Below are 24,395 nucleotides of genomic sequence, written 5' to 3'. Positions count from 1 at the left end.
AAAAGAAAAGATAATTACGTATGACGACTACTCAAGACGACTCAAAAGTATTTAGTTTATTAGGGCATAAACCATCCTTATTTATGGTTTTCTTTACAGAGATGTGGGAGCGTTTTTCATATTATGGAATGCGTGCACTCTTTGTATTATTTTTAACTTCAGAACTAGCCAAAGGTGGTTGGGGTTGGAGTAATGAAGATGCTCTTGAACTTTACGGAATATATACAGGTTTAGTATATCTTACACCAATTTTTGGTGGTTTTATAGCAGATAAACTATTAGGATATAGAAAAGCTGTAGCATTAGGTGCTCTTGTAATGACTATGGGACATGCTTCTATGGCATTAGAAACACCAACGTTTTTATATATAGGTTTAGCCTGTTTGATTATAGGTAATGGTTTATTTAAACCTAATTTAACTTCGATAGTAAGTGGATTATATGAAAAGCATCAAGAGAAGAAAGATGGTGCATATACTATCTATTACATGGGAGTAAATGCAGGTGCTTTTATCGGGATTATGTTATGTGGATATGTAGGAGAAAAAGTAAGCTGGAGCTGGGGATTTGGTCTTGCAGGAATTTTTATGTTCTTGGGGATGTTACAATTCTGGTTTGGTAGAAGTATTTTAGGTAATGTAGGATTACCACCTAACGAAACTGTTGAGCTTGATGATATTGACGATGTTATAGAAGACAAAGTTGAAGATACTATTGAAGAAGTTAAAACGAGTTCTGGAGTACAAAGAGATCGTTATATTGTAGTAGGAGTTTTGGCATTTTTTACCATATTCTTTTGGGCTGCATTTGAGCAAGCAGGAGGATCAATGACAATTTTTGCTAGTAAATACACTAATAGATTGTTAGAAGGTAATGCTGCAATGATATTTAAAATTGTAGATACGTTAATTACTGTAGTTCCATTGTTGATTATAACATGGGTTTTATATAAATTATTTGTACAAACATTTAAGAAAATCTCCTTATCAAATATTATATTAGGATTTAGTTTTGCTATTATTTGGGGAATTGTTGGATGGAAATTATATAGAGAATTTAGTGCAGATGCAGCAGAAGTACCAGCTTCTTGGTTTGGTATATTAAATTCATTATTTATTATATCATTTGCTCCTATGTTTTCAAAACTTTGGGAGAGTAAATACAATCCATCAGCAGCCGTTAAATTTGGAATAGGATTAATCTTATTAGGATTTGGATTCGGGATATTAGCCTTTGGAGCGTCATCTATACCACAAGGAGCAGAAACTGCAGCAGTAAGTATGGCATGGTTAATTCTAGCATATTTATTTCATACACTAGGAGAACTATTCTTATCACCTGTAGGATTGTCTTATGTAAGTAAACTGGTTCCAGCTAAATTAATCGGATTAATGTTTGGTATCTGGTATTTGGCAATTTTTATAGGTAATTTCTCTGCAGGAAAATTAGGAGGAATGATTGATTCAATCACAAAAGAATATTCATTAACAACTTTCTTCTTGATCTTTACAGTAGTTCCTGCTATAGCAGGTTTAATCATGATTTTATTAAATCCTATATTGAAAAAATTAATGCACGGAGTAAAATAATAACAAACATAATTTTTATGTTTGTAAGGTATAAAAAAGCGTTCCTAATTTTTAGGAACGCTTTTTGTTAGTAAGCATATAAGGTTTTAACGACATATAAAGAATAAATAAAAGCATTTTTTTTACCTTTAATACCCGAATAATATACTACTTATGAAAAAAATAATAATAGCCTTATTTCTTGCAGTTGTAGGCACAATGTCAATGCAGGCTCAAGAGATAGAATGGATGACTATGAACGAAGCTTTGGCTGCTCAGAAAAAAGATCCTAAAAAGATTTTTATGGATGCCTATACAGATTGGTGTGGACCATGTAAATTATTAGATAAGAAAACGTTTCGTAATAAAGATGTAGTAACTTATGTAAATAAAAACTTCTATCCTGTTAAGTTTAATGCTGAAGGAACAGAGGAAATAGTTTACAATGATTTTACATATACAAATCCTAATTATCAACCAGGTAAAAAAGGTAGAAATAGCCAACACTTTTTTGCCAATGCTTTAAAAATATCAGGATATCCAAGTATGGTTTTCTTTGATGAAGAAGGAAACGTAATTGCACCTGTAGTAGGGTATAGAACACCACAGCAATTAGAGATTTACCTTAAAATGGTAGCTACAGATGCCTATAAGAATATTAAGACCGAAAAAGCATGGAATGAATATGAATCTTCTTTTGTAGGTACATTTTCAAATGATTAACTAATAAGATTTAAGATCTAAAATAAAAGCTCCCTTTTTGTCAGTACGATGAAAAGGGATTTTTGTTTTATTACATGTTTGTTCCCATCGAGAAATATATGAAGAATAATTACTACCATCGGCAATGACAAGTTTTGGGGTAATATCATGAAGTAATCTAGTTAAGTTTACCTTGGGAGAATGATTTAATATAAGAATATCAAAATGATGTTTGGGATATACAGCTGTACTATCAATAATGAGAATGGTATTATCATTAAATTGATAGCTATTTTTCAGAGTTTTAGTAGTAATTCCTGTGAGGTCTTTTTCAATAAGATAATTATTAAATAGATAATTAAATGTAGAAGAAGGAATCTCTTTCGACTTTAAAATAGATAAATGACGATGTTTATGAATACCAATAATGCTGTTTTTTAATTGATGGTAGACTATAAAACGTTGTTCTTTATTAGCAATATGAATTTCATAAGTATATATAAATAGTAATAAAGATAAACTCACTCCTAATGCATATACTTTTTTTGGATGAAATCTTTTAATAAGAGAAATGCTTAAAATGAGAACCAAATACCAAATTATCATGGCTTTTCCAGAAAATGTGATATTAGAAAATAAAAAAGCTTCTTGTTGACTTATCCAATGTATAAATGCATTCATAGTTTGTATGCTGTAATCATAAGAGGAAGTCAAAAAGTCAAATGATACTAGATCAAATTGACTTGAAAGTAAAACCAATAATCCAAGGCCTAATATGATACCTAATAGAGGAATGATAACAAGATTAGTGAGCATAAATAATGCTGGGAATTGATGGAAGTAAAATAACGAAAGCGGTAATAACCCTAGTTGAGCAGCAATAGTAACAGTAAAAGTATCCCAATAAAAGCGAATAAACCGTGACTTAGGCTTGTAAACTGAAGCAAGTAATGGTTGTATCCATAGAATGGAAAAAACTGCTATATAACTTAACTGAAAACCTACATCAAATAAAAAAAGAGGATTAAAACATAACAATATAAAGAACGAAGTAAGTAAGGCATTAAAAGAATTGGTTCTTGAAGGTGTGTATTGACCAATCATAAGAAATGTAAACATGGTTGTTGCTCTGAGGATCGATGGAGAAAATCCAGTTAAAAAAGCAAATGACCACAAGAAAATCATTAATAAGATAACCCTTATAAGTTTACCATGTTTAAAGGTCAATAGAAAAGAAAGAAGAAACTTTCCGAAAAAGAGTAAAACACCAATATGTAATCCTGATAGTGCAAGGATATGGATGGCGCCTGCTCTAGAATATGTAGTGAGTGTCTTTTGATCAATATCTTGACGTTGTCCTAATAACAAAGCATAAGTAATAGCTAAAGTTTCTTGAGATAGATGAGTAGCTTTTAATTTTTGTTTAAGATGATCACGTAGCTTATAAGCATAATCCAATAAAGACAAATCGGTTCTTAAAAAAGAATATATAGGCGTATTATTTAAAGTAGCTTGATGGAATATTTGTTGTCGTTTTAAGTAGCTTTTGTAATTAAATTGAGAAGGATTTTTAGTACTAGGAATTGGTGCTAACTTAAGAAAAGAAACATAAGAAGAATCAATAACTAAATCAGGAATGTTTTTATCTCTAGGTATACGCAGTAATAGCGTTCCATGATAAGCATCACTGTCAATCTGTTGTAATGATATTTTATATTTTTTATAAAAAGAACTCGGCTTTAACTGTTCTGTTATATGGTAGACAAAAGTATGATCAGTAGTTAGATTTTGGTGATGAGTGTAGTGTAAAGTCGATATGCGATCATCTTGAAGATGGAGTAAGGTATATCCAAGAATAGTAAAAACTATAAAAATTGAAATTTTAAAGAAAAGAGAAGAAAAAGCAGTGTAAAATGAAGCAATTTTATGTCCAATTACTAATAATAGGAATATGCTAGATAAAATATAGAATAGATAATGAATGAAATTAATTGTAGGTAAATAATAGCCTAAACCAATGCCTAAACACAGTCCTATAGTAATAAATAGAAGTGGTAAATTTAATAATCTCATAAAAATTAAGCATAGTATATATAAGTTAGACGCTTAATTCTTATGAGATTACATAGCTTTTGTGATAAATGAATTAGGGGACGATTCTACGTACACTTACAAAATTACTTCTCCAATAGCGTTCGCTTAAACTAGAAACCATTACTCCTCTGGAAGTAGAAGCATGTATAAATTGTACCTTACCTTTGGTACTAATAACCAAACCTACATGGTTGATTACATTTTTATTTTTATTCGTTTTAAAGAATACTAAGTCACCTGGAGCTACTTTACTTAGTGAGATCTTTTTTCCTTTTACAGACATTGCTCTAGAAGTTCTAGGTAAGGTGATGTTTTCTTTTTTAAAAGAAGTATATACTAAACCAGAACAATCCATTCCTTTTTTTGTAGTACCACCAAATTTATATCGTGTGCCTTTAAAAGTTTCAGCATAATTAATAATGCTTTTAATCTTCTTTTTTGAAGTCGATTTTGCTGTTGCTTTAGTTTTTTTTGAGGTGGATTTACTTGAAGTAGATGTAACTTTTTTAGTTTTAGTAGTTGTTTTTTTTGATGATTGATGAACACGTTTGGATGAACCACATGACGCAAGTAGGATAATAAATAGTAGGTAGGGGAGTAGTCTTAGCATATGTAAATTAAATTAGTTTAAAAAATCAATAATGAGTTGAGCAGCATTATCACTTGCTCCTTTGCCGCCTAATTTTTGCTCGAGATCATTGTAATCTGCAAGTATAGCTTGTCTGCGTTCACCATCTAGAATTTGGGCTAATTCTTGTTTTAATTGAGTGTGATTGAACTCATGTTGAATTAACTCTGTAACAACAGAGCGATCCATAATAAGATTAACAAGAGAAATATAATCTAGTTTAATGATACGTTTAGCAATTTCATAAGAAATAGAACTGCCTTTGTAACAAACAACTTCAGGAACTTTAAAAAGAGCCGTTTCTAGAGTTGCTGTTCCAGAAGTTACTAAAGCAGCATGAGCATGACTTAATAAATCATAAGTTTGATTGGTGATAATATTTACATTTTTTTGCTGCACAAATGTGTTGTAAAAAGAAATATCTTGACTAGGCGCTCCTGCGATAACAAATTGATAGGCTTTAAAGTCATCTGTAACACTTAGCATTACATTAAGCATTTTTGTGATTTCTTGCTTTCTACTACCAGGTAATAAAGCAATGATAGGGCGATCGTCTAATTGATTTTTTTCTTTAAAATCATCTAGAGAGATTACTTTGCGATTATCAATAGCATCAAGTAATGGATGTCCTACAAAATGAACAGGGTAGTTATGCTTGTCTTCATAAAAAGATTTTTCAAAAGGAAGAATAACATACATTTGATCTACATCACGTTTAATATCTTTAATTCTACCTTCTTTCCATGCCCAGATTTGTGGAGAGATATAATAGAGTGTTTTATATCCAAGAGGTTTTGCCCATTTTGCAATTCGCATATTAAAACCGGGATAATCAATAAAAATAATAGCATCTGGATTAAAGTCAATAATATCTTGTTTACACATTTTAATATTTTTTAAAATGGTAAAAAGATTAAATAATACTTCGATAAAGCCCATAAAGGCTAATTCTCGATAATGCTTTACCAAAACACCTCCTACTTCCTGCATTAAATCACCACCCCAGAACCTGAACTCTGCATTAGGATCTTTTTTGAGGATAGCTTTCATAAGATTTGATCCATGTAAATCTCCAGAAGCTTCTCCTGCGATTAAGTAATATTTCATATAACAATAAAATTAGATTGTCTGTAATAGACGTTTAATACATTTTGCTTAATGCAATAACTACGGCAGCTATAACAGTAGCAAGTAACACCCCACGGGCGCGAAAGGTTTTATTCTGTTTTAAAAATAAGAAAAAAGCAACCAAGTTTAAGATAGCACCTAGCGCGATGAGACTTCCTAAAAAACCTTGTTCCATTGCAGCTTTAAGTGTTTCTTTAATACTTATTTTAGAAAACATTAAAATATAAAGAGCGATTCCCAAAGCGTTTGCAATAAGACCAACTGTAAAACCAATTAAAATTTCTTTAACCTTCATAAAATAATAAGTTATAATTCCCAAGAATTTAATTCTTGAATATAATGATGGGCGGTTAGATCAAATTGAGTGGGTACAATAGAAACATAGCCATTAGCCAAAGCCCATTCATCGGTATCTTCTCCTTTATCCGAATTCACAAACTTTCCTGATAACCAATAATAATCACGACCCATAGGATTAGTTCGCTTATCAAACTCTTCTTCCCAATGTGCATTTGCTTGTCTACATATTTTCATTCCTTTAATTTGATCTTCTTCAAGTTTAGGGAAATTTACATTGAGCACAACACCTTTAGGTAAACCATTTTGAAGTACATTAGCAACAATACGTTTAATAAAAGGTTTTGTAGGTTCAAAATTTGCATTCATAGAGAAATCTAGTAGAGAAAAGCCAATAGCAGGAATTCCTTCAATACCAGCTTCTACGGCAGCACTCATAGTTCCAGAATAAATTACATTTATAGCAGAATTTGAACCATGGTTAATACCGCTTACACACAAATCAGGTTTGCGAGTTAAAATCTCATGAGTAGCTATTTTTACACAATCTACTGGAGTTCCAGAACAACTGAATTCTTTTTGAGGCGCATCAGCATCAATAATGATTTTATCACAGTATAACGTATTATTAATTGTTATAGCATGTCCCATGGCGCTTTGAGGACTATCAGGCGCAACTACATATACATCACCGATTTCGTTCATGACTTCAATTAATGCGCGAATACCTGGAGCTGTAATTCCGTCATCATTAGTGACTAAAATAAGAGGTCTTTCAGAGTTCATAAGCTATAAGTTTATAGCTGTAAAACTACGTTTTTTACAGGAATTAGAAGTATAGCTTGTGAAATAAAAAAAGTAGAGAAAACTATAGATATCCTAGTATATAATGAATTAGGTAAAGGCAGATATGTGATGATTAGAAATAATTAACAGTATTGCAGATAACCCATTAGTTCATTTAAGAAAAATTTAGTATTATTACTTATTCTTGGCATAGTTTTTAATGTAATTTGCCTGAACCAATTAAGAATATAAAATACATATATGAAGAAGAGTTTTTTAGTAGTGATGTTGGCTGTTATTTTAGCAGGTGCATCTTGTAGTTTCACTTCAAAGAAGTTTGAAGGAGATACAGATAAAGATAAACTGTTGATTGATTTAATTAGCTATGTTCTCAATAAGTTACATTATGATGCAAAGGACGTTAATGATGATTTCTCAAAAGAAGTTTATAAAGACTATGTAGATGCTTTAGATCCGTTAAAACGTTATTTTTACGCGAGTGATATAGAAGATTTTAAAGCTTATGAAACATTGATTGATGATCAGATTATAAATAAAGATTTGACATTCTTTAATCTTACGTATGATCGTTTGCAAGAGCGTATGGCAGAATCTAGGGTATTGTATAAAGAAATTTTGGATACTCCTTTTAATTATGATAAAGAAGAAAATATCAATACAGATTATGATAAACTAAAGTATGTTTCTAGCAAAAAAGAAATGCGTAACAGATGGAGAAAACAATTAAAGTTTAATACGCTTTCTAATTATTATGATAAAGTTGAAGAACAAGAAGAAGATAAAGAGAAGAAAGAATCAAAATCATTAAAAGAATTAGAAAAAGAAGCTAGAGAAGATACTAAGAATACGTTAAAAGAGTATTTTGAATTTTCTGATGATTTACAGCGTAAAGACTGGTTCGCAATTTATGTAAATGCTATAGTAGAGGAGTTTGATCCACATACATATTATTTTGCACCACAAGATAAAGATCGTTTTGACATAGCAATGTCAGGAAAATTAGAAGGAATTGGAGCTCGTTTACAAAAGAAGAATAATAATGTTAAAATTATTGAGATTATATCAGGTGGACCAGCTTGGAGAGGTGAAGAAGTAGAGGTTGGTGATTTGATTCTTAAAGTAAAACAAGAAGATGAAGAAGAACCAGTAAGTGTAGTAGGAATGAGACTAGATGATGCCGTAAGTTTGATTAAAGGACCAAAAGGAACAACAGTAACATTAACAATAAAGAAAGTAGACGGTACTATAGAAGATATTTCTATAGTAAGAGATGTTGTAGAATTAGAAGAAACATATGCAAAATCTTCTGTTGTAAAGAAAAACGAAAGAACATATGGAGTAATTAACTTACCAAAATTCTATTTTAATCTTCAAGATTATAATCAACGCAATGCAGCTAGTGATATCAAAAAAGAGATCATAAGGCTGAAAAAACAAGACATGCAAGGATTAGTAATTGATCTTAGAAATAATGGAGGAGGATCATTACAAACAGTAGTTGATATAGCTGGATTATTTATTAAAAAAGGGCCTATAGTACAGGTTAAAGGAAGAGGAGAATCTCCAGAGATATTAACAGATAGAGATCATAATATTTTATGGGATGGCCCATTAGTTTTATTAGTAAATGAATTGTCTGCATCTGCTTCAGAAATATTGGCAGCGGCAATGCAAGATTATAAAAGAGCTATTATTATAGGAAGCAAACAAACCTATGGAAAAGGAACTGTTCAAAATGTAATGGACCTAAACAGATGGGTACGTAATAATGATGAAGGTGATTTAGGAGCATTAAAATTAACTACACAAAAGTTTTACCGTGTAAATGGCGGATCTACTCAATTAGAAGGAGTAAAAAGTGATGTAGTAGTAAAAGACCGTTACAGTTATATTGATGTAGGAGAGAAAGATCAAGAAAATCCATTACCATGGGATAAAATAAAAGCAGCTGATTATGAGATTTGGGATGGATATATTGATTTTGATAAAACTATAGCAAATAGTAAAGAACGTATGTCAAAAAATACTCAATTGCAATTGATAGGAGAAAATGCAAAATGGGTAAAAGATAAAAGAGATGTGAATGAATATTCTCTTAACTTTAAGAAGTACAGTAAAAATATCAAAGATGGTGAAGAAGAAGCGAAGCGATTTGATGCTATTTCTGAGTATAAAACAGATTTAAAGTATAAATCTTTACCATACGAGTTAGATTTGATTAAAAATGATACGATTTTAGGAGAGAAGCGTAAGAGATGGCATAAAAGCTTAAGCAAAGATGTTTATATGGAAGAAGCTCTTAATGTATTAGAAGATATGAAGCTTAATAACCTTCGTAACGCAAAAACAAATTCGTTGACTATAAAGAACTAAAGTGCAAGAGAAATCTTCTAAATCACTAAATAAATTAGCGCTCCAAAAATTCAAAAAGAATTTTTGGGGCGTTTTGAGTTTTTGGTTTGTTATAGCATGTGGAGTCATAGCGCTGTTTGGATATATACTAGCTCCAGATAATTCTGTAAATGCAAATCAAATGCATTTATCTATTCATTCTAAAGCACCTGGATTTACAGTTCAGATGCTTACTCTACCATCTAGACATAAAGCAGAGCAATCATCATTAAATCGATTGTTTTTTGGAAAAGAAAATACAGCTACAGAACTTCCTATTACTAGTTATAGTATTAAAAATGACGGTATCGAGATCACTCCTTATAGAGAAGGGGAAGAAGATGGGATGACCAAATGGATATCTAAAAGTAAATTTCCTAAAGAATATTCGCTAGAACAAATTGAAAAAAAATATATAAAGACTAAAACATTTGTTTTAGGTACAGATAAATACGGTAGAGACCTATTGAGTAGAATGATTATAGGAACGAGAATTTCGTTTGCTATAGGTTTTGTGGCAGTACTTATATCTTTATTGATAGGAATTCCTTTAGGAGCTTTAGCTGGTTTTTATGGAGGGCGATTAGACGCAGCTATAATGTGGTTAATTAATGTGACATGGTCGATTCCAACATTATTGTTAGTTATAGCAATTACATTAGCTTTAGGAAAAGGCTTTTGGCAAGTTTTTATAGCGGTAGGATTAACAATGTGGGTAGAAGTGGCTAGAATAGTTAGAGGGCAGGTAATGAGCGTAAAACAGCAGCAATATGTAACTGCGGCAAAAGCATTAGGATATACCAATTTTAGAATTATACTGAAGCATATATTGCCTAATAGTTTTGCGCCAGTAATTGTAATTTCAGCAGCTAATTTTGCTGGAGCAATTTTGATAGAAAGTGGATTGAGCTTTTTAGGAATAGGAGCACAACCACCTATGCCTAGTTGGGGTGCAATGATAAAAGATCACTATTCATATATTATTTTAGGAAAAGCCTATCTAGCAATTATACCAGGGATGGCAATAATGAGTTTAGTGATGGCATTTATGTTAATAGGGAATGCATTAAGAGATGCTTTAGATATAAAAACGTAAAAAGAAATTCCATTAACTCTAGAATTAATGGAATTTCAAATATAATCTTATACTGAATTTAATTAGCAAGCATTCCAGCATTCAGCTATGCTGCTAACTTCTCCAACGTAAGTCCCATTACAATAGCAAGAGAATTCTCCTTGAGGACCTCCTCCAGCAATATTTTTTTGAGAGCTTTTATCTAAGGTTTTAATTCCTTTGATGTTTGATAATTTTGACATGATTAGAGTAATTTATTTAATGATTAATATTGATTAGTAAAACCAGAAAGAACCGTTAGGATTACAAGCAGCTAAATATCCGTTAATCATACATTTTCCTGTACGACCTAAACAAGCTTGTGAATACCCAGGTGAAGAAACTCCTCCTGTTCCTGTTCCTGCACAAAAAGGTGATAACATAGCTCCATTGATATTTTTTTGTTCGTTTTTGTTTAAAATAACAATGTCTTTGATTTTTTTTAATTGACTCATGATTATATATTTATGATGATTTAAAAGTAATCCAAAATCACTAGTAATAGTGATTTTGGATCGTTATGAAAAAGTTAACTTTATTTTATTATACTGGTCCACCTATTGGACGGCAAAAGCAACCAGCACAGACTAATCCGCGATCACACTCACTATCGTTGTGGCAAAATGAATTTAAACCTCCTCCTCCATTGATATTTTTTTGTTGTGATTTCTGTAAAACTGTTACCTTGTTGGTGTTTAGAATGTTTTTAAGCATGATGTTTGATTTTTGAGATTAATTAATTTATAAGGGGATGCAGTATCCATAAAATCCTGGACTAGCAGAACATGCCCAAGCATATTCCCCCGTAGCATCAAAACAATCTCTACGAGTTCTACATAAAATAGGAGTATATTGACCTCCATTTATTTTTTTCTGCTCAGATTTAGTTAATGGAGTAGCTGTTTTTAAAAGGTCTTTAGACATAATAAGCATCTTTATAGATTAATGTTTGATTAAATTATAGTGGTTGACAATAACTGAATGGTGAATGTGGTTGAGATACACATGCCCAATCAAGTTCCCCTATAGCTAGAAAACAATCCCTTCTTGATCTGCAAGGAATAGGGAATTGAAGGTTTCCTCCTTGGATAGATTGTTGTTCTTTTTTTGTTAATAAAGAAGCATCTTTGATTTTTTTGATTTCTTTCATAATGATATAAGCTGTTTTAAAAATTAATATTAATATGCAAGACCAGAAATGGATTGAGATCCATCTGGACATAAACTATCACAGTCTACAGGTACAATTTCGAGATACCCTCTAGGTCCTAATACAATACAAGCACAAGCTTCTCGTGTATCTAGGATCCCTATACCACCTTGAATAGATTGTTGCTCCTTTTTAGTTAATAAAGAAGCAGTTTTAATTTTTCTAATTTCTTTCATAATGATATAAGCTGTTTTTAAAGATTAATATTTAACAAGATTTAGACCTATAACAATTAACAAGTATAAGGTTGTTCAGGATAAATACCGGACTATCTATATTCTTCTCCTTTTGAACATACGATTTTACCTTTTGTGCATACAAGTATTCAACTCACCATCGAAAGTTTGTAGAAACAGTTTAGTTAATGTCTTTCCTTGTCTAGAAACTTGTATTAATATGATTTTGATTTTTATGATTAGAGTAAAATGATTTACAAGAGAGAGAGGTTATAAAAAGCAAGCACCTCCTAAACATACAGCATCTCCATAACAATCATCGTCTGTATTGCAACCTACTCTTGGTCCTTGACCACCTGAAATTTGTTGTTGAGAAGTTTTTTTAATTAAAGTTACCCCTTGAATAAATTGAATTTGCTTTAGCATGATTTTGATTTTTTATGATTAGAATAAAATGATTTGTGAGTTAAAAACTTATATTAAAAGCAAGCTCCATCAATACACCCTCCAGGACTTATACAATCATCATCTGTATTGCATAAAGCTTCCAAAGTATGACGGGTACTACCTATTATATATTGTTGGTCGATTTTCTCTATTATAGAGATGCCTTTTATAGTTTTAATTTGTTTTTGCATGATTTTGATTTTATTAATGGAGATTAAATTATACGATTTCTAAACTAGCGGGAGTTCCAGTATAAGCTTCAGATTGATAACTATCATGTAAAATACTTACAAAGTGATAGAACTCATCATAACTATATTTCTTAGGATAAAACTGACCATTAATTAATGATGCAGGTGTGTAGAAAAGATTGTTTTCTTGAGTCCATTCAGCTTGTTTTTGCAATACAGTAGTGAATTTTTCGTCAGTACTATGTTTACCATATTTTTGAATCCATGTAGTAGGAGTACGATCGTCAAACCATTCGCTATAAGCGTTAATAAAACCTTGTTGCCCTTGTTGATGATAAATCTCGATTAAACGAAGACTGATCTGCGTGGCAGGATGATCTAAATTGTCATGTTGTACACTGAGTCTAATTGCAATTTGTACAGAATCGCCTAAGCTTTTTGCAACTCTAGCATATGCTTTAAAAGCATCTTTACAATACCCGCACATAGGATTGGTTACACTTATAATTTTAAAATTAGCATTAGGATTACCGATAATAATCTCATTAGGAATGCTATTTATATTTTCAATACGATCTGATTGTGAAAATAAATGATTAAAAATTTGACCATCTCTTTTAAAGCGATTAAGGGTGATGTTCTCGTTTTTTTGCTTTTTATTTTCAACTAATTTTTCTTTAACCTGAATATAACCTAGCGTAATTAAACTCAATAAGGCTACAAATTGAGCTGTAATTAAAAGATCAAAAGTTATAGGTAATGAAATAATAGCAATAGTTGACATTGTAATCGTTATGGCGCTAATTGCAAGACAAATAGCACACCATTTTTTGATTTTAAATGCTTGAGTATATAATGCATAAAAAATAATAGGAATACTTAATAAAGAAGGGAAAACTAAAACAGAAGTGAATCCAAAAAAGAACTGATAAATTGCTAAACCAGTAAAGTAAACAAAACTAGCATCTGCAATCCCGAAATTGTTAAATAACTTACCATTGGCACTATTGATTACATCACCACAGTTTGTATTTCCTACTGTAGTACAAAATTGATGCATAGTTTGTGATTGTAAACCTAAGCTTTCCCTTACGGCGAAATAACCAAAAATTCCACCTATAATAGAAAGACCTAAAAAGCTAATAGCTTGAATATCCCAATTCTTAAAGAAAGTCAGAGCTATTATGCTTAAAGCAAAACCAGCTATCAAAAGTGTGTTTAATTGAGATCTAGAAGAAGTAAAATCAGAAGAGCCATTATGTTCTACTGCAATAACTTTAGGAATCCATCTTTTTTCAAATTCAGAGATAGAAATTTTTTCAGATTTTTGATCAGGATATTTAATGTGAATAGTATCCTTTTTTCTTAATACAGAAACAATTTCTTGATCATCCTCACTAGAGGTTACCAAAGAGATATAACTATCAGGTAGTTGATCCAAAGCTTCTTTTGGAACCTCGACAGCAATATTATCTATATTAAAATAATCTAATGTATCGGTAATAGCATTGAAACTAGGGTAATTGGGATGGATTTGTAATTGTAATTCTAAATCTTGCTTGTCGTAATCGTTAATTCCATTATGAATTAACACATTTTCAACAATACTTTCAATGTTGTTTTTCATGTAATATATCTGAATTATTAATAGGTTTAATTTGAATTAAATACTATTAGCATAGGATGAATTTCATATCTAGATTCGGGGGAGAAACGATGATTGAATTCTAAAAAAAATAACGTTATTAAAATTAGATATAAATAAGTTACGGTGTAATGAGGTAAATTGATAAAATAAATACGCTTAAACCGTATTTTGTAAATGTTGAAATAAAAAGAGGGTATAGGAAGATAGAGAGTTTTGTTATTTTTGCATCAAATAGCCTATACCATGAAAATTAACCGTAGATTAATTTATCCAATTCTTATTCTTATTGTCGCAGCTATCTTTAAATACGCAGAAGAGTATATAGATAAGACTCCTCAAATAGATGAAGTTGTAAAAACACAAAATTTCTTTTATTTACCTACATCTACTACGGGTAGTATTATTACACATGATAACTATACGTTATCTTATGCCGAAGCTTATGAACAGGCAGAATGGGTAGCTTATGAACTTAAAGCTGACCATTTATCCAAGAATGAATTTAAAAGGCCATATTTTCAAGAAGATAAAAAGGTAAAGTCATCTTCTGCTCATTGGAGAAATTATAAAAAATCTGGATATGATAAGGGGCATTTATGTCCAGCAGGAGATAGAAGATTTTCTTATGATGCCTTTGAAGAAACTTTTTTAACCTCTAATATTAGTCCACAAGAACATGCATTTAATAGCGGAATATGGAATAAGTTAGAAAAGAAAGTGAGATATTGGGCAAAGCGATATAATGGAGTATATGTTGTTACGGGAGGAGTATTACATAAAAATCTAAAAAATATAGGAGAAGAAAACGTGGCTGTTCCGGAATATTTTTATAAAGTAATTTTGGATAACAATTCAACAAATCCAAAAATGATAGGTTTTTTGATGCCACATAAAGATTCAAACAAACCGCTAAAAGATTTTATTGTACCAGTTGATCAAATAGAAAAGTTAACAGGAATAGATTTCTACCCTAAACTTGATGATGAAATAGAAACTCGATTAGAAAATCAAGTATATCCCAGCGTTTGGAAGTTTTAGAATAGAGTATTTACCATTCATTCACTCTGTTCGCATCTAATTTTATAAAAATAAATAGGAGTATTGTAAAACCCCATAAACTAGAACCACCATAACTAAAGAAAGGTAACGGTATTCCTACAGTAGGTAATAAACCTGTAACCATACCTATATTTACAGTAAAATGAATAAATAAAATACCTACGACACTGTAGCCATAAACACGGCTAAATTGATTTTTTTGCCTTTCTGCAAGGTGTAATAGACGTAGTAATAAGATAACAAAAAGAAGGATGATAAAAGTTGCTCCTACAAACCCCCATTCTTCACCTACAGTACTAAAGATATAATCGGTATCCTGAGCAGGTACAAAGTCACCTTTGGTTTGTGTTCCTTCTTTCCAGCCTTTTCCAAACCAACTACCATTACCAATTGCAATTTCGCTTTGGTTAGTGTTGTAACCAATACCTTTAGTATCAATTTCTTTTCCTAAAACGATATTAAAACGATCTCTATGTCGTTGTTCAAAAATATTATTGAAAATATAATTAACAGAAAAGCAAAATAAAGTTATAGTAGCAGCAGTCAAGAAATATCTTGAGTATTTGGGCTTTTGATTACGATTCATAAACAATAACCCAAAAATTAAAAATACACTAATAGCAACAACCCAAGTTGGTCCAAATAGCAATGTGAGGACAAATAAAACCACAGTGGATATCCCTATAATTAAATATAAAGCGGGTAACCCCTCTCTATATAAAGGGAAAAAGAAAGCTGCATATACCAGGGCACTTCCAGGATCTGGTTGCGGAATGATAATTAATGCAGGTAAAATTATGATCAAGAATGCATTAAGTTGATGTTTAAAGTATTTGATATTAGTATGTAAGTCGCTAAGGTATTTAGCCAAAGCGAGCGCCGTAGCTGCTTTAGCAAATTCTGATGGTTGAATACTTGCAGGGCCAAATACATACCAAGAAGTAGCTCCAGAAATATTTTTACCTAAAACAAATAAACCTAATAAGGAAAGCAAAGAGGCTAAATAAATGACACTAGAAAAGCGTTCATAAAACTTAGCTTCAATAGAGAGTATGATAATAACTAAAAGTAGACTTAGTCCAATCCATAATCCTTGTTTTACATAAGAAAGACTTAGATCTGTAAAAGAAATAGTGTCTTCATTGAAAGAAGCAGAATAGATATTTCCCCATCCAAAACCAATTAGTAAAATAAAAATTAAAACGGTTAGCCAGTCTATTGCAGCTACACTTGATTTTGCCATCTAGAATTATTTATTAATTTCAAAAGGTTCGCCACTTAACGGTTTTGCATATTCTTCTTCAAGACTGTGTTCCAAAACCCATTTTTCTAAATCAGTACGAGTAATATGACCTTTGATATGTTTTTCAATCATTAAACTAGCAATTCGCCCAGCTGATCTTGATCCCCAATAACCATTTTCGATAAAAACAGCTATTGCAATTTTAGGATTCTCTTTAGGTGCAAATGCTGTAAAGATAGAATGATCTGTAAGTTGAGTTCTTTCGCCATTGATCTTAGTATAATTTTCTGAAGTACCAGTTTTTCCGCAGATCTCAATACCGGGTACTTGTAAAGCTCTTGCTGTACCATGAGTGTATACTCTATGCATTCCTTCAATTACTGGAGCAAAATGTTTTTTGTCTATGGTAGTTAATTTAGGAACAGTATAATTTTCATCTTTAAGAGATATACTATCAATAGCTTTTACTATGTGAGGTGTAAAAAAGAAACCTCTATTAGCTATGGCTGCAGTCATATTTGCTAATTGAATAGGAGTAGTGCTTACTTCTCCTTGTCCTATGGCATTAGAAAGTGTAGTTGTAGCTCTCCAACGATTTCCGGGATAATAACGATCGTAGAATGCTCCATCAGGAATTAAGCCCTTACTTCCAGAAGAAAGGTCATTGTTCAAGAAGTTACCAAGTCCAAAACTTGCGGCATGAGCTTTCCAATTATCAATACCATCTTTAGGAGAGTCATATTTTTCTATAAAACCGCGATATGTAGTTGCAAAATAAGTGTTACAAGATTTAGCAACGGCACTAGTAAGATTATGTCTTCCTGTACCACAGTGACAACCCATTTTAGCTTTTTTACCATATTTATAGGCACCACTACAAAATAAAGTCGAACGATCATCAATAACACCTTCTTGTAAGCCAATTAAAGCAGTTAATGTCTTAAAAGGAGAACCTGGAGGATAAGATCCTTGAACTCCGCGATCAAATAAAGGTTTTGCGATAGTATCGTTATACAGTTTGGTAAAATTGGGAGAACGTTTTCTTCCTACCAATAAATCTGGTTTATAATGAGGAGCTGTAATTAAAGCTAGAATTTCTCCTGTAGCAGGTTCGATAACAACAATACCTCCTCTTTTGTTTACCATCAGCTGTTCTCCATATTTTTGGAGTTCGTTATCTATGGTGAGTGTTAAATCTTTTCCAGGAACAGGAAGTGTATCCATAGTACCACCTTTATAAGGTCCTATAGCTCGATTGAATCGATCCTGTAAAATACGTTTAACACCTTTATTACCACGTAGTATTTTTTCGTATTGTTTTTCAACACCACGTATACCCATTAAATCTCCAGAGATATAATAATTATCTTTTTTTATAGCAGCATTGTTTACTTCGCCTATAAACCCTAATACATTAGCACCATGATCAGTATGATAGTCACGTAATGATCTTTTCTGGATATAAAAACCATTGAACTTGTGCATTTTTTCTTGCAGATACGCATACTCATCTTTAGTAAGTTGAGGAACAATTACAGAACCAACTCTATAAGAATAACGTTTAGCTTTATCGATTTGTTTGATTAAACGTTCTTTAGAAATGTTTAATAAAGAACAAAACTCTAAGGTATCAAAGGGTTTTAATTCTCTAGGAATAGCCATCACATCATACGAAGGCTGATTAGAAACTAATAAAGTTCCATTGCGATCATATATAGCTCCGCGTTCGGGATAGTCATTTATAACTTTTACCGCATTATCTTCAGACAAAGCAGCATAAGAAGTATTATAAATTTGAAGGTAGAATAACCTAGAAATGAATACAATTCCAATGACAACAATAATAAGATAAAGCAATAATTTCCTCATGAATTTTTTCTTCGAAATAAAACTAAAACGAGCATACTAAGTATTATAGTGAAAACGCTAGTGAATAACGCTTTTTTAGCAAATAATAGTATATGTGATAGGTTAAATATCTCTAAAGAAAAAAGAACAAAATGATGTATGATAACCATAAGAGATACATACACTAATTGTTGAAGAAAACTTACATTAGCTAATTTGATTGTTTGAAACTCATAACTAACACCAAAAGTTGATCTTAGAATTAAAGGCCTAGCAAAAGCAATAGTAACACATGCAGCTGCATGGATACCACCAGAATCTCCAAACATATCTAAAATAAGTCCGTATATAAAACTAAGTAATAAAAATAAACTTCTGTTTGCGTTTAAAGGGAAAAGTAGAATAAATATAATATAAAGATAGGGGTCAAGATACCCCAGAAAATCAACGTGATTTAATACCATTACTTGAATCAGTAGTAATGTAATAAACCTACCAAGATTAAGTGCTATGTCTAAATTCATTAATTTGTTTCCCCTTCAATTAATAGAGATTCAATCTCTTTTCGATTATTATTTTTAATAGTATATACAAAACCAATGTTTGTCATATCATTATGTAGTTTGACATTGATGTTGTAATAACTATTGTTTTGATCTAAATCAAAATCTTCAATAATTCCTATTCCAATTCCTTTAGGAAAAATTGTAGAATACCCAGCTGTAATAATACTATCTCCCTTTTTTATAGGAGCTTGTCTAGGTATTGCTTCTAATTGTACAATATTAGGATCTTTTCCATCCCAAGTTAAAGTACCATAATGATTGGTTTTTTTTAAACCAGCATTGATTTCAGAATTGCTATTAAGAATTGAAATAACTCTTGAATAGTGATTTGAAGTTTGCTCTACAATACCTATAATTCCCTTATCTGTAACAACCCCCATATCTGCATGAACGCTGTCTTTTTTCCCTTTATCGATAAGGATGTAATTATCTATTTTATTGTAATCATTACGAATTACCAGTGCTTTTGAAAACGTAAATGGACGGCCAAAAGAAGCGGTATCTATATATTGTTGTACAGTATCGGTATCAAGAAGGTGTAATTGATTACGTAAATAAGCATTTTCACTTAGCAGTCTCTTGTTATAGTCTGCCAGTTTAAAATACTTAGTTATGTTATAGCTCCAATCGTATACTCCTCCACTTAAAAAATTAGTAGAACTAATAAATTTACTCTTATGATACGAATGTGACTGTATCGTTAAGACCAAAGAAATAAAAAGTAGAAGCAGAAACAATAGGAAGTTTTTATTCCTAATAAAAAAGTTTACAATCTGCTGCATCTTTTAGGATTATTTAATCAATACTCCTTTATAGCGATTAATATTTTTAAGAGTAATACCTGTACCTCTTACTACAGCTCTTAATGGATCTTCGGCTATATAAACAGGAAGATCAGTTTTTTGAGACAAACGTTTATCCAAACCACGTAACATAGAACCACCTCCAGCAAGATAAATACCCGTATTATAAATGTCAGCAGCAAGCTCTGGCGGAGTTTGAGATAAAGTCTCCATAACAGCATCTTCTATTCTTAAAATAGATTTATCTAAAGCTTTTGCAATTTCACGATAAGAGATTTGAACTTGTTTTGGTTTTCCTGTCAAAAGATCTCGTCCTTGAACACTCATATCATCTGGTGGTAATTCAAGATCTTCTGTAGCAGCACCAATTTGGATTTTAATTTTCTCAGCAGTACGTTCTCCTACATATAAGTTATGTTGCGTACGCATATAATAAATGATATCATTTGTAAAAACATCACCTGCAACTTTAACAGATTTGTCGCAAACGATACCTCCTAAGGCAATAACTGCAATCTCGGTAGTACCACCACCTATATCTACAATCATATTTCCTTTAGGTTGCATGATATCAACCCCAATACCTATAGCTGCAGCCATGGGCTCGTGTATAAGGTAAACCTCTTTACCATTTACACGTTCTGCACTTTCTTTTACAGCACGCATCTCAACCTCTGTAATTCCAGAAGGAATACAGATAACCATTCGTAGCGATGGAGTAATCCATTTCTTTTTTAATGCAGGAATGTCTTTAATGAACATACTGATCATTTTTTCACTAGCATCAAAATCGGCTATTACTCCGTCTTTAAGCGGACGAATAGTCTTAATATTTTCATGGGTTTTTCCCTGCATCATAGCAGCTTCTTTTCCCACATGAGTAATTTTACCAGTGGTTCTATCTCTAGCTACTATAGATGGACTATCAACGACAACTTTGTCGTTGTGTATAATCAATGTGTTCGCAGTACCTAAGTCTATTGCGATCTCTTCGGTCAAGAAGTCAAAAAATCCCATGGGTGCAATTATAGTTAATAGGGTTACAATTCGGTAAAGTTAGTAAAATTAATGTTTAAAATGACGAGTTCCGGTCATAACCATTGCTAAATCATTTTCATTACAGTAATCTATACTTAATTGATCCTTTATAGAACCGCCTGGTTGAATGACAGCTTTAATTCCTGCTTTATGTGCAAGTTCCACACAATCAGGGAATGGGAAGAAAGCGTCACTGGCCATTACAGCGTCATTAAGGTCAAAATTAAAAGCTTTTGCTTTTTCTACAGCTTGTTTTAATGCATCTACTCTAGAAGTTTGCCCTGTACCACTAGCAAGTAATTGTTTTCCTTTTGAGAATACAATGGTATTTGATTTTGTGTGTTTACAAATTTTTGAAGCAAACAATAAATCTTCTATTTGTGTTGCAGTAGGGGCTACAGTAGTTACAGTTTTTAAATCTGCTGCAGTATCTGTTTTTGAGTCTTTATCTTGAACAAGTACCCCGTTTAAACATGTACGTACTTGTTGTTGAGGTAATTCAATTTCTTTTTGAATCAGAATAATACGATTCTTTTTCCCTTTTAATATTGTTAAAGCTTCTTCTGTATATGATGGAGCAATAACTACTTCACAGAATAATTTATGAATTTCTTCGGCAGTAGTAGCATCGATTTCAGTATTACTAATTAAGATTCCGCCAAAAGCCGAAACAGGATCACCAGCCAAAGCATCTACATAAGCTTGATGTACAGTTGCTCGTTGAGCTAATCCACAAGCATTGTTGTGTTTTAAAATAGCAAATGTAGGAGCTTCATTTTTAAACTCTAACATTAAATTTACGGCAGCATCTACATCTAATAAATTGTTGTAAGAAAGTTCTTTACCATGAAGTTTATCAAACATATCATTAAATGCTCCATAAAAAGAACCTTCTTGATGAGGATTTTCGCCATAACGTAAAACCTTGCCTTCAGTAAAGCTCGCTTTATATGCTTTTTCTTCATTATCACTATTAAAATAATTAAAGATAGCAGTATCATAATGAGAAGATACTTTAAAAGCTTTAGTTGCAAAACGTTTACGCTCTTCAATAGTAATGGCTCCTTTACCGTTTGTGATCACCTGTAAAAACTCTTCATAATCTTCTACAGAAGAAACACAGGTTACATCTGCAAAGTTTTTTGCAGCAGCTCTAATTAAAGAAATACCTCCGATATCAACTTTTTCGATGATATCTTGAGCATCAGCACCAGAAGCAACAGTTTTTTCAAAAGGATACAAGTCAACAATAACGATATCAATTTGCGGAATTTCATAAGTTTCTAATTCGGCAATATCACTATCATTATTTTGACGGTTTAAGATTCCTCCAAATACTTTAGGGTGTAGTGTTTTTACACGACCTCCTAATATGGAAGGATACGAAGTGATGTCTTCGACAGGAATAACATCGATACCTAGATCTTTAATGAATTTTTCGGTACCACCTGTAGAATAGATAGTCACTCCCAATGCATTTAATTGTTGAACAATAGGAGCTAAACCATCTTTATTAAATACAGAAATTAAGGCAGATTTTGCCGTTTTTGTTGTGTTCATGAGTGTATTTAGTTAATAAACCGCAAAAGTAGCAATTTAGAAATCAGTTTAAAACGATGAACGCAAATTTAATTTTGAAAATAATAGAGAATACAGGTAAATATATAAAGGGTAAAAAATAAGAGACTAAAAAATTATTAAATGAAGCGAAATAAGAGAGGAGGTAAGAGTGAAGAATAGGCTTAATAAAAGAAACCGAGTTAAAATGTGTAACGAAACTATGACGAAAACGTCCTATCTTTATTGATCGATAATCTTAACTAAAAGAATCTAGATATGCTCATTTACCTTAGAGTCTTAAAAGAGAGCTTTAATTTTGCAATTAATGCATTAAGAAATAATAAGCTTCGTACCTTTTTATCCTTATTAGGAGTGACTATTGGAATTTTTTCAATTATAGCAGTATTAGCAGCGGTAGATTCCTTAGAAAAAGAAATTAAAGGAAGCATAAGTGGTTTAGACAATAGTACTATAATTATTATGCGTTTTTCTTTTGGGCCATCTAATATACCACAATGGAAGAGAGAACAATTTCCAGATGTTACTTTTGAAGAATATCAGCATATAAGTAGGACTTTACCCGACTTAGAAGCAGCTTCGTATGCACTGAATGTTAAGAATGAAGCTGTGAAATATGAAGACCAAACAGTTGCTGATGTGGCCATAGGAGCAGTATCTCATGAATATTATGATATAGAAGCATTACAAATTGAAGAAGGACGTTTTTTTAATGAATCTGAATCGGTAAGTGGAACACCTGTGATTGTATTAGGTGATGAGGTGGCTAAAGGTCTTTTTGGAGAACAAAATCCATTGGGTAAAAAGATAAGATTATATGGACGTAAATTTTCGGTAATCGGAGTATTGAAAAAAGAAGGGGCAGGACTTTTTGGGAATTCTAAAGATAGTGCGGTGTTTTTACCTGTGAATATGGTAAGAAGAATTTATGGTGATAACAATAGATCTTCTTTTCCTCAAATTGTAGTTAAACCTGAAGAAGGTGTAGATGTAGCAGAATTTAAAGCAAATCTAGATCAAAAACTTAGATCGTTTAGAGGGATTAAACCAGGAGAAGTAAGTACGTTTTTCTTAAATCAGTTACAAGGTTTATCAGATTTTATAGATAATATTACTACACAAATGAATTTTATTGGATTGATTATTAGTGGTTTTTCATTATTAGTAGGAGGATTCGGGATTGCAAATATCATGTTTGTAAGTGTAAAGGAACGTACAAACCTTATCGGAATACAAAAATCACTAGGAGCCAAAAATAGATTTATCTTATTTCAGTTTTTATTTGAGGCGATAGTTCTTTCTATTATTGGAGGTTTAATAGGACTGGTTCTTGTATGGATAATGTCTTATGTAGCTTCTATGTTTACAGGAGATTTTGAATTTATATTATCCCCGTGGAATATGTTTATAGGAACTATAATCTCGGCAGTAATAGGATTGATTTCGGGAATAATACCAGCTATTTCGGCATCTAGATTGGATCCTGTAGAAGCTATTAGAACAGGAATGTAATTGTTATAAGTTTAAAAAATATATAAGTAGATAGATATTCATAATTAAGGCAACAAGAATAATAGTAATAACAATGCCTGGAATGATTTTTAAAAATTTCTTTTTTTTAGATGAGCACATATGATTATTGATTGGGTTTCAAGATACAACCCTAATGATATTATGGGCAACACGTAAAAATACTTGTTTTTGAATAGAATATAATAGAATGCACCCGTGGTGCATTTGAAGAAAGTTGTGCAAACTACTAAATAGCAGTAAATTGAAGTAACGACACTTTAATTTATATGCACAACTTTAGCGCAAATTTCGAGAAAATAATGGGTGTTTTGAAAAAATTGGAGGTA

25 protein-coding genes are annotated in these 24,395 nt (G+C 31.6%); 6 read left to right on the top strand and 19 right to left on the bottom strand.

All coding sequences use genetic code 11. The features are described 5' to 3' along the window. Positions 1–20 precede the first annotated feature (20 nt). Both ACYEKI_RS18490 and ACYEKI_RS18485 read left to right on the top strand, forming a co-directional pair. Entirely contained in the window at positions 21–1,589 is a 1,569-nt protein-coding gene (locus ACYEKI_RS18490; RefSeq protein WP_459212697.1) for a peptide MFS transporter, read from the top strand. 153 nt (positions 1,590–1,742) lie between these two features. Next, positions 1,743–2,291: a thioredoxin family protein gene (locus tag ACYEKI_RS18485; protein ID WP_459212696.1), complete on the top strand. Its 549-nt coding sequence runs from the start codon at positions 1,743–1,745 to the stop codon at positions 2,289–2,291. Here the strand turns inward: ACYEKI_RS18485 and ACYEKI_RS18480 are convergent, their stop codons facing one another. From ACYEKI_RS18480 to surE, 5 genes are all read right to left on the bottom strand, one after another. After that, entirely contained in the window at positions 2,292–4,343 is a 2,052-nt protein-coding gene (locus ACYEKI_RS18480; protein WP_459212695.1) for a ComEC/Rec2 family competence protein, read from the bottom strand. It lies immediately after the preceding gene. A 73-nt stretch (positions 4,344–4,416) separates the two neighbouring features. Then, positions 4,417–4,974 carry a C40 family peptidase gene (locus ACYEKI_RS18475; protein WP_459212694.1) on the bottom strand — a complete coding sequence of 186 codons (558 nt, stop codon included), beginning with the start codon at positions 4,972–4,974 and terminating at the stop codon, positions 4,417–4,419. 12 nt (positions 4,975–4,986) lie between these two features. Beyond that, positions 4,987–6,099, bottom strand: a complete 1,113-nt coding sequence (gene lpxB / locus ACYEKI_RS18470; RefSeq protein WP_459212693.1) for a lipid-A-disaccharide synthase — start codon at positions 6,097–6,099, stop codon at positions 4,987–4,989. A gap of 34 nt (positions 6,100–6,133) precedes the next feature. Further along, positions 6,134–6,415, bottom strand: a complete 282-nt coding sequence (locus ACYEKI_RS18465) for a hypothetical protein (protein WP_459212692.1) — start codon at positions 6,413–6,415, stop codon at positions 6,134–6,136. Between the two features lie 11 nt (positions 6,416–6,426). Continuing rightward, positions 6,427–7,203, bottom strand: a complete 777-nt coding sequence (gene surE, locus ACYEKI_RS18460) for a 5'/3'-nucleotidase SurE (RefSeq protein ID WP_459212691.1) — start codon at positions 7,201–7,203, stop codon at positions 6,427–6,429. Between the two features lie 261 nt (positions 7,204–7,464). On the opposite strand from surE, the gene ACYEKI_RS18455 reads away from it, so the two are divergent. Both ACYEKI_RS18455 and ACYEKI_RS18450 read left to right on the top strand, forming a co-directional pair. Then, the gene (locus tag ACYEKI_RS18455; protein WP_459212690.1) at positions 7,465–9,597 is read left to right on the top strand and encodes a carboxy terminal-processing peptidase; all 2,133 of its coding nucleotides are present in this window, start codon (positions 7,465–7,467) and stop codon (positions 9,595–9,597) included. Between the two features lies 1 nt (position 9,598). Beyond that, the gene (locus ACYEKI_RS18450) at positions 9,599–10,711 is read left to right on the top strand and encodes an ABC transporter permease (RefSeq protein ID WP_459212689.1); all 1,113 of its coding nucleotides are present in this window, start codon (positions 9,599–9,601) and stop codon (positions 10,709–10,711) included. A 62-nt stretch (positions 10,712–10,773) separates the two neighbouring features. On the opposite strand, the gene ACYEKI_RS18445 is transcribed toward ACYEKI_RS18450, so the two are convergent. The 8 genes from ACYEKI_RS18445 to ACYEKI_RS18410 all read right to left on the bottom strand — a co-directional run bounded on the left by ACYEKI_RS18445 (position 10,774) and on the right by ACYEKI_RS18410 (position 14,380). Beyond that, positions 10,774–10,932 (bottom strand): hypothetical protein, encoded by a 159-nt coding sequence (locus ACYEKI_RS18445; RefSeq protein ID WP_459212688.1) that lies wholly within the window; start codon positions 10,930–10,932, stop codon positions 10,774–10,776. Between the two features lie 33 nt (positions 10,933–10,965). Next, on the bottom strand, positions 10,966–11,184 hold the full coding sequence (locus tag ACYEKI_RS18440; RefSeq protein WP_459212687.1) for a hypothetical protein: 219 nt from the start codon (positions 11,182–11,184) through the stop codon (positions 10,966–10,968). A gap of 286 nt (positions 11,185–11,470) precedes the next feature. Continuing rightward, positions 11,471–11,653, bottom strand: a complete 183-nt coding sequence (locus tag ACYEKI_RS18435) for a hypothetical protein (RefSeq protein ID WP_459212686.1) — start codon at positions 11,651–11,653, stop codon at positions 11,471–11,473. 34 nt (positions 11,654–11,687) lie between these two features. Beyond that, positions 11,688–11,879: a hypothetical protein gene (locus ACYEKI_RS18430; RefSeq protein ID WP_459212685.1), complete on the bottom strand. Its 192-nt coding sequence runs from the start codon at positions 11,877–11,879 to the stop codon at positions 11,688–11,690. 29 nt (positions 11,880–11,908) lie between these two features. Continuing rightward, positions 11,909–12,115, bottom strand: coding sequence for a hypothetical protein (locus ACYEKI_RS18425; protein ID WP_459212684.1), 207 nt, complete (start codon positions 12,113–12,115; stop codon positions 11,909–11,911). Positions 12,116–12,385: 270 nt separating this feature from the next. Beyond that, positions 12,386–12,541, bottom strand: coding sequence for a hypothetical protein (locus ACYEKI_RS18420; RefSeq protein ID WP_459212683.1), 156 nt, complete (start codon positions 12,539–12,541; stop codon positions 12,386–12,388). A 53-nt stretch (positions 12,542–12,594) separates the two neighbouring features. Continuing rightward, positions 12,595–12,753: a hypothetical protein gene (locus tag ACYEKI_RS18415; RefSeq protein WP_459212682.1), complete on the bottom strand. Its 159-nt coding sequence runs from the start codon at positions 12,751–12,753 to the stop codon at positions 12,595–12,597. 28 nt (positions 12,754–12,781) lie between these two features. Beyond that, positions 12,782–14,380 (bottom strand): vitamin K epoxide reductase family protein, encoded by a 1,599-nt coding sequence (locus tag ACYEKI_RS18410; protein ID WP_459212681.1) that lies wholly within the window; start codon positions 14,378–14,380, stop codon positions 12,782–12,784. 270 nt (positions 14,381–14,650) lie between these two features. On the opposite strand from ACYEKI_RS18410, the gene ACYEKI_RS18405 reads away from it, so the two are divergent. Next, a complete protein-coding gene (locus ACYEKI_RS18405; protein WP_459212730.1) occupies positions 14,651–15,439 on the top strand; it encodes a DNA/RNA non-specific endonuclease in 789 nt (262 codons plus the stop codon). A gap of 10 nt (positions 15,440–15,449) precedes the next feature. Here ACYEKI_RS18405 and rodA read toward each other — a convergent pair whose 3' ends face one another. Genes rodA through purH form a run of 6 tightly spaced genes read right to left on the bottom strand, consistent with a single transcriptional unit; the run spans position 15,450 to position 22,518 of the window. Next, a complete protein-coding gene (gene rodA, locus ACYEKI_RS18400) occupies positions 15,450–16,703 on the bottom strand; it encodes a rod shape-determining protein RodA (RefSeq protein ID WP_459212680.1) in 1,254 nt (417 codons plus the stop codon). A gap of 6 nt (positions 16,704–16,709) precedes the next feature. Beyond that, positions 16,710–18,572 (bottom strand): penicillin-binding protein 2, encoded by a 1,863-nt coding sequence (gene mrdA / locus ACYEKI_RS18395; protein WP_459212679.1) that lies wholly within the window; start codon positions 18,570–18,572, stop codon positions 16,710–16,712. Beyond that, positions 18,569–19,075 (bottom strand): rod shape-determining protein MreD, encoded by a 507-nt coding sequence (mreD, locus tag ACYEKI_RS18390; protein WP_459212678.1) that lies wholly within the window; start codon positions 19,073–19,075, stop codon positions 18,569–18,571. The genes mrdA and mreD overlap by 4 nt, the downstream gene beginning before the upstream one ends. Beyond that, the gene (mreC, locus tag ACYEKI_RS18385; RefSeq protein WP_459212677.1) at positions 19,075–19,899 is read right to left on the bottom strand and encodes a rod shape-determining protein MreC; all 825 of its coding nucleotides are present in this window, start codon (positions 19,897–19,899) and stop codon (positions 19,075–19,077) included. The genes mreD and mreC overlap by 1 nt, the downstream gene beginning before the upstream one ends. Positions 19,900–19,908: 9 nt before the next feature. Then, the gene (locus ACYEKI_RS18380; RefSeq protein WP_459212676.1) at positions 19,909–20,937 is read right to left on the bottom strand and encodes a rod shape-determining protein; all 1,029 of its coding nucleotides are present in this window, start codon (positions 20,935–20,937) and stop codon (positions 19,909–19,911) included. Between the two features lie 48 nt (positions 20,938–20,985). Beyond that, entirely contained in the window at positions 20,986–22,518 is a 1,533-nt protein-coding gene (gene purH / locus ACYEKI_RS18375) for a bifunctional phosphoribosylaminoimidazolecarboxamide formyltransferase/IMP cyclohydrolase (protein WP_459212675.1), read from the bottom strand. A 276-nt stretch (positions 22,519–22,794) separates the two neighbouring features. Here purH and ACYEKI_RS18370 point away from each other — a divergent pair, with 276 nt between their 5' ends. Next, complete coding sequence (locus ACYEKI_RS18370) at positions 22,795–24,048, top strand: ABC transporter permease (RefSeq protein ID WP_459212674.1); 1,254 nt, start codon at positions 22,795–22,797, stop codon at positions 24,046–24,048. Positions 24,049–24,395: the final 347 nt, after the last annotated feature.

Origin of the sequence: Aquimarina rhabdastrellae, from assembly GCA_947387485.1 — a bacterium.
Classification (GTDB): Bacteria; Bacteroidota; Bacteroidia; order Flavobacteriales; family Flavobacteriaceae; genus Aquimarina.
The sequence above is the reverse complement of the archived record's forward strand: the minus strand, read 5'-3'. Positions and strand labels throughout refer to the sequence as shown.

What these genes read in the sequence shown, in the direction of transcription:
- ACYEKI_RS18455 (WP_459212690.1), top strand. Translation starts at nt 7,465, where the DNA reads ATGAAGAAGAGTTTTTTAGTAGTGATGTTGGCTGTTATTTTAGCAGGT.
- surE (WP_459212691.1), bottom strand. Translation starts at nt 7,203, where the DNA reads ATGAACTCTGAAAGACCTCTTATTTTAGTCACTAATGATGACGGAATT.
- ACYEKI_RS18370 (WP_459212674.1), top strand. Translation starts at nt 22,795, where the DNA reads ATGCTCATTTACCTTAGAGTCTTAAAAGAGAGCTTTAATTTTGCAATT.
- ACYEKI_RS18410 (WP_459212681.1), bottom strand. Translation starts at nt 14,380, where the DNA reads ATGAAAAACAACATTGAAAGTATTGTTGAAAATGTGTTAATTCATAAT.
- ACYEKI_RS18480 (WP_459212695.1), bottom strand. Translation starts at nt 4,343, where the DNA reads ATGAGATTATTAAATTTACCACTTCTATTTATTACTATAGGACTGTGT.
- purH (WP_459212675.1), bottom strand. Translation starts at nt 22,518, where the DNA reads ATGAACACAACAAAAACGGCAAAATCTGCCTTAATTTCTGTATTTAAT.
- ACYEKI_RS18435 (WP_459212686.1), bottom strand. Translation starts at nt 11,653, where the DNA reads ATGTCTAAAGACCTTTTAAAAACAGCTACTCCATTAACTAAATCTGAG.
- ACYEKI_RS18415 (WP_459212682.1), bottom strand. Translation starts at nt 12,753, where the DNA reads ATGCAAAAACAAATTAAAACTATAAAAGGCATCTCTATAATAGAGAAA.
- mreD (WP_459212678.1), bottom strand. Translation starts at nt 19,075, where the DNA reads ATGAATTTAGACATAGCACTTAATCTTGGTAGGTTTATTACATTACTA.
- mreC (WP_459212677.1), bottom strand. Translation starts at nt 19,899, where the DNA reads ATGCAGCAGATTGTAAACTTTTTTATTAGGAATAAAAACTTCCTATTG.
- ACYEKI_RS18485 (WP_459212696.1), top strand. Translation starts at nt 1,743, where the DNA reads ATGAAAAAAATAATAATAGCCTTATTTCTTGCAGTTGTAGGCACAATG.
- lpxB (WP_459212693.1), bottom strand. Translation starts at nt 6,099, where the DNA reads ATGAAATATTACTTAATCGCAGGAGAAGCTTCTGGAGATTTACATGGA.
- ACYEKI_RS18430 (WP_459212685.1), bottom strand. Translation starts at nt 11,879, where the DNA reads ATGAAAGAAATCAAAAAAATCAAAGATGCTTCTTTATTAACAAAAAAA.
- mrdA (WP_459212679.1), bottom strand. Translation starts at nt 18,572, where the DNA reads ATGAGGAAATTATTGCTTTATCTTATTATTGTTGTCATTGGAATTGTA.
- ACYEKI_RS18380 (WP_459212676.1), bottom strand. Translation starts at nt 20,937, where the DNA reads ATGGGATTTTTTGACTTCTTGACCGAAGAGATCGCAATAGACTTAGGT.
- ACYEKI_RS18475 (WP_459212694.1), bottom strand. Translation starts at nt 4,974, where the DNA reads ATGCTAAGACTACTCCCCTACCTACTATTTATTATCCTACTTGCGTCA.
- ACYEKI_RS18425 (WP_459212684.1), bottom strand. Translation starts at nt 12,115, where the DNA reads ATGAAAGAAATTAGAAAAATTAAAACTGCTTCTTTATTAACTAAAAAG.
- ACYEKI_RS18445 (WP_459212688.1), bottom strand. Translation starts at nt 10,932, where the DNA reads ATGTCAAAATTATCAAACATCAAAGGAATTAAAACCTTAGATAAAAGC.
- ACYEKI_RS18440 (WP_459212687.1), bottom strand. Translation starts at nt 11,184, where the DNA reads ATGAGTCAATTAAAAAAAATCAAAGACATTGTTATTTTAAACAAAAAC.
- ACYEKI_RS18490 (WP_459212697.1), top strand. Translation starts at nt 21, where the DNA reads ATGACGACTACTCAAGACGACTCAAAAGTATTTAGTTTATTAGGGCAT.
- ACYEKI_RS18465 (WP_459212692.1), bottom strand. Translation starts at nt 6,415, where the DNA reads ATGAAGGTTAAAGAAATTTTAATTGGTTTTACAGTTGGTCTTATTGCA.
- ACYEKI_RS18420 (WP_459212683.1), bottom strand. Translation starts at nt 12,541, where the DNA reads ATGCTAAAGCAAATTCAATTTATTCAAGGGGTAACTTTAATTAAAAAA.
- rodA (WP_459212680.1), bottom strand. Translation starts at nt 16,703, where the DNA reads ATGGCAAAATCAAGTGTAGCTGCAATAGACTGGCTAACCGTTTTAATT.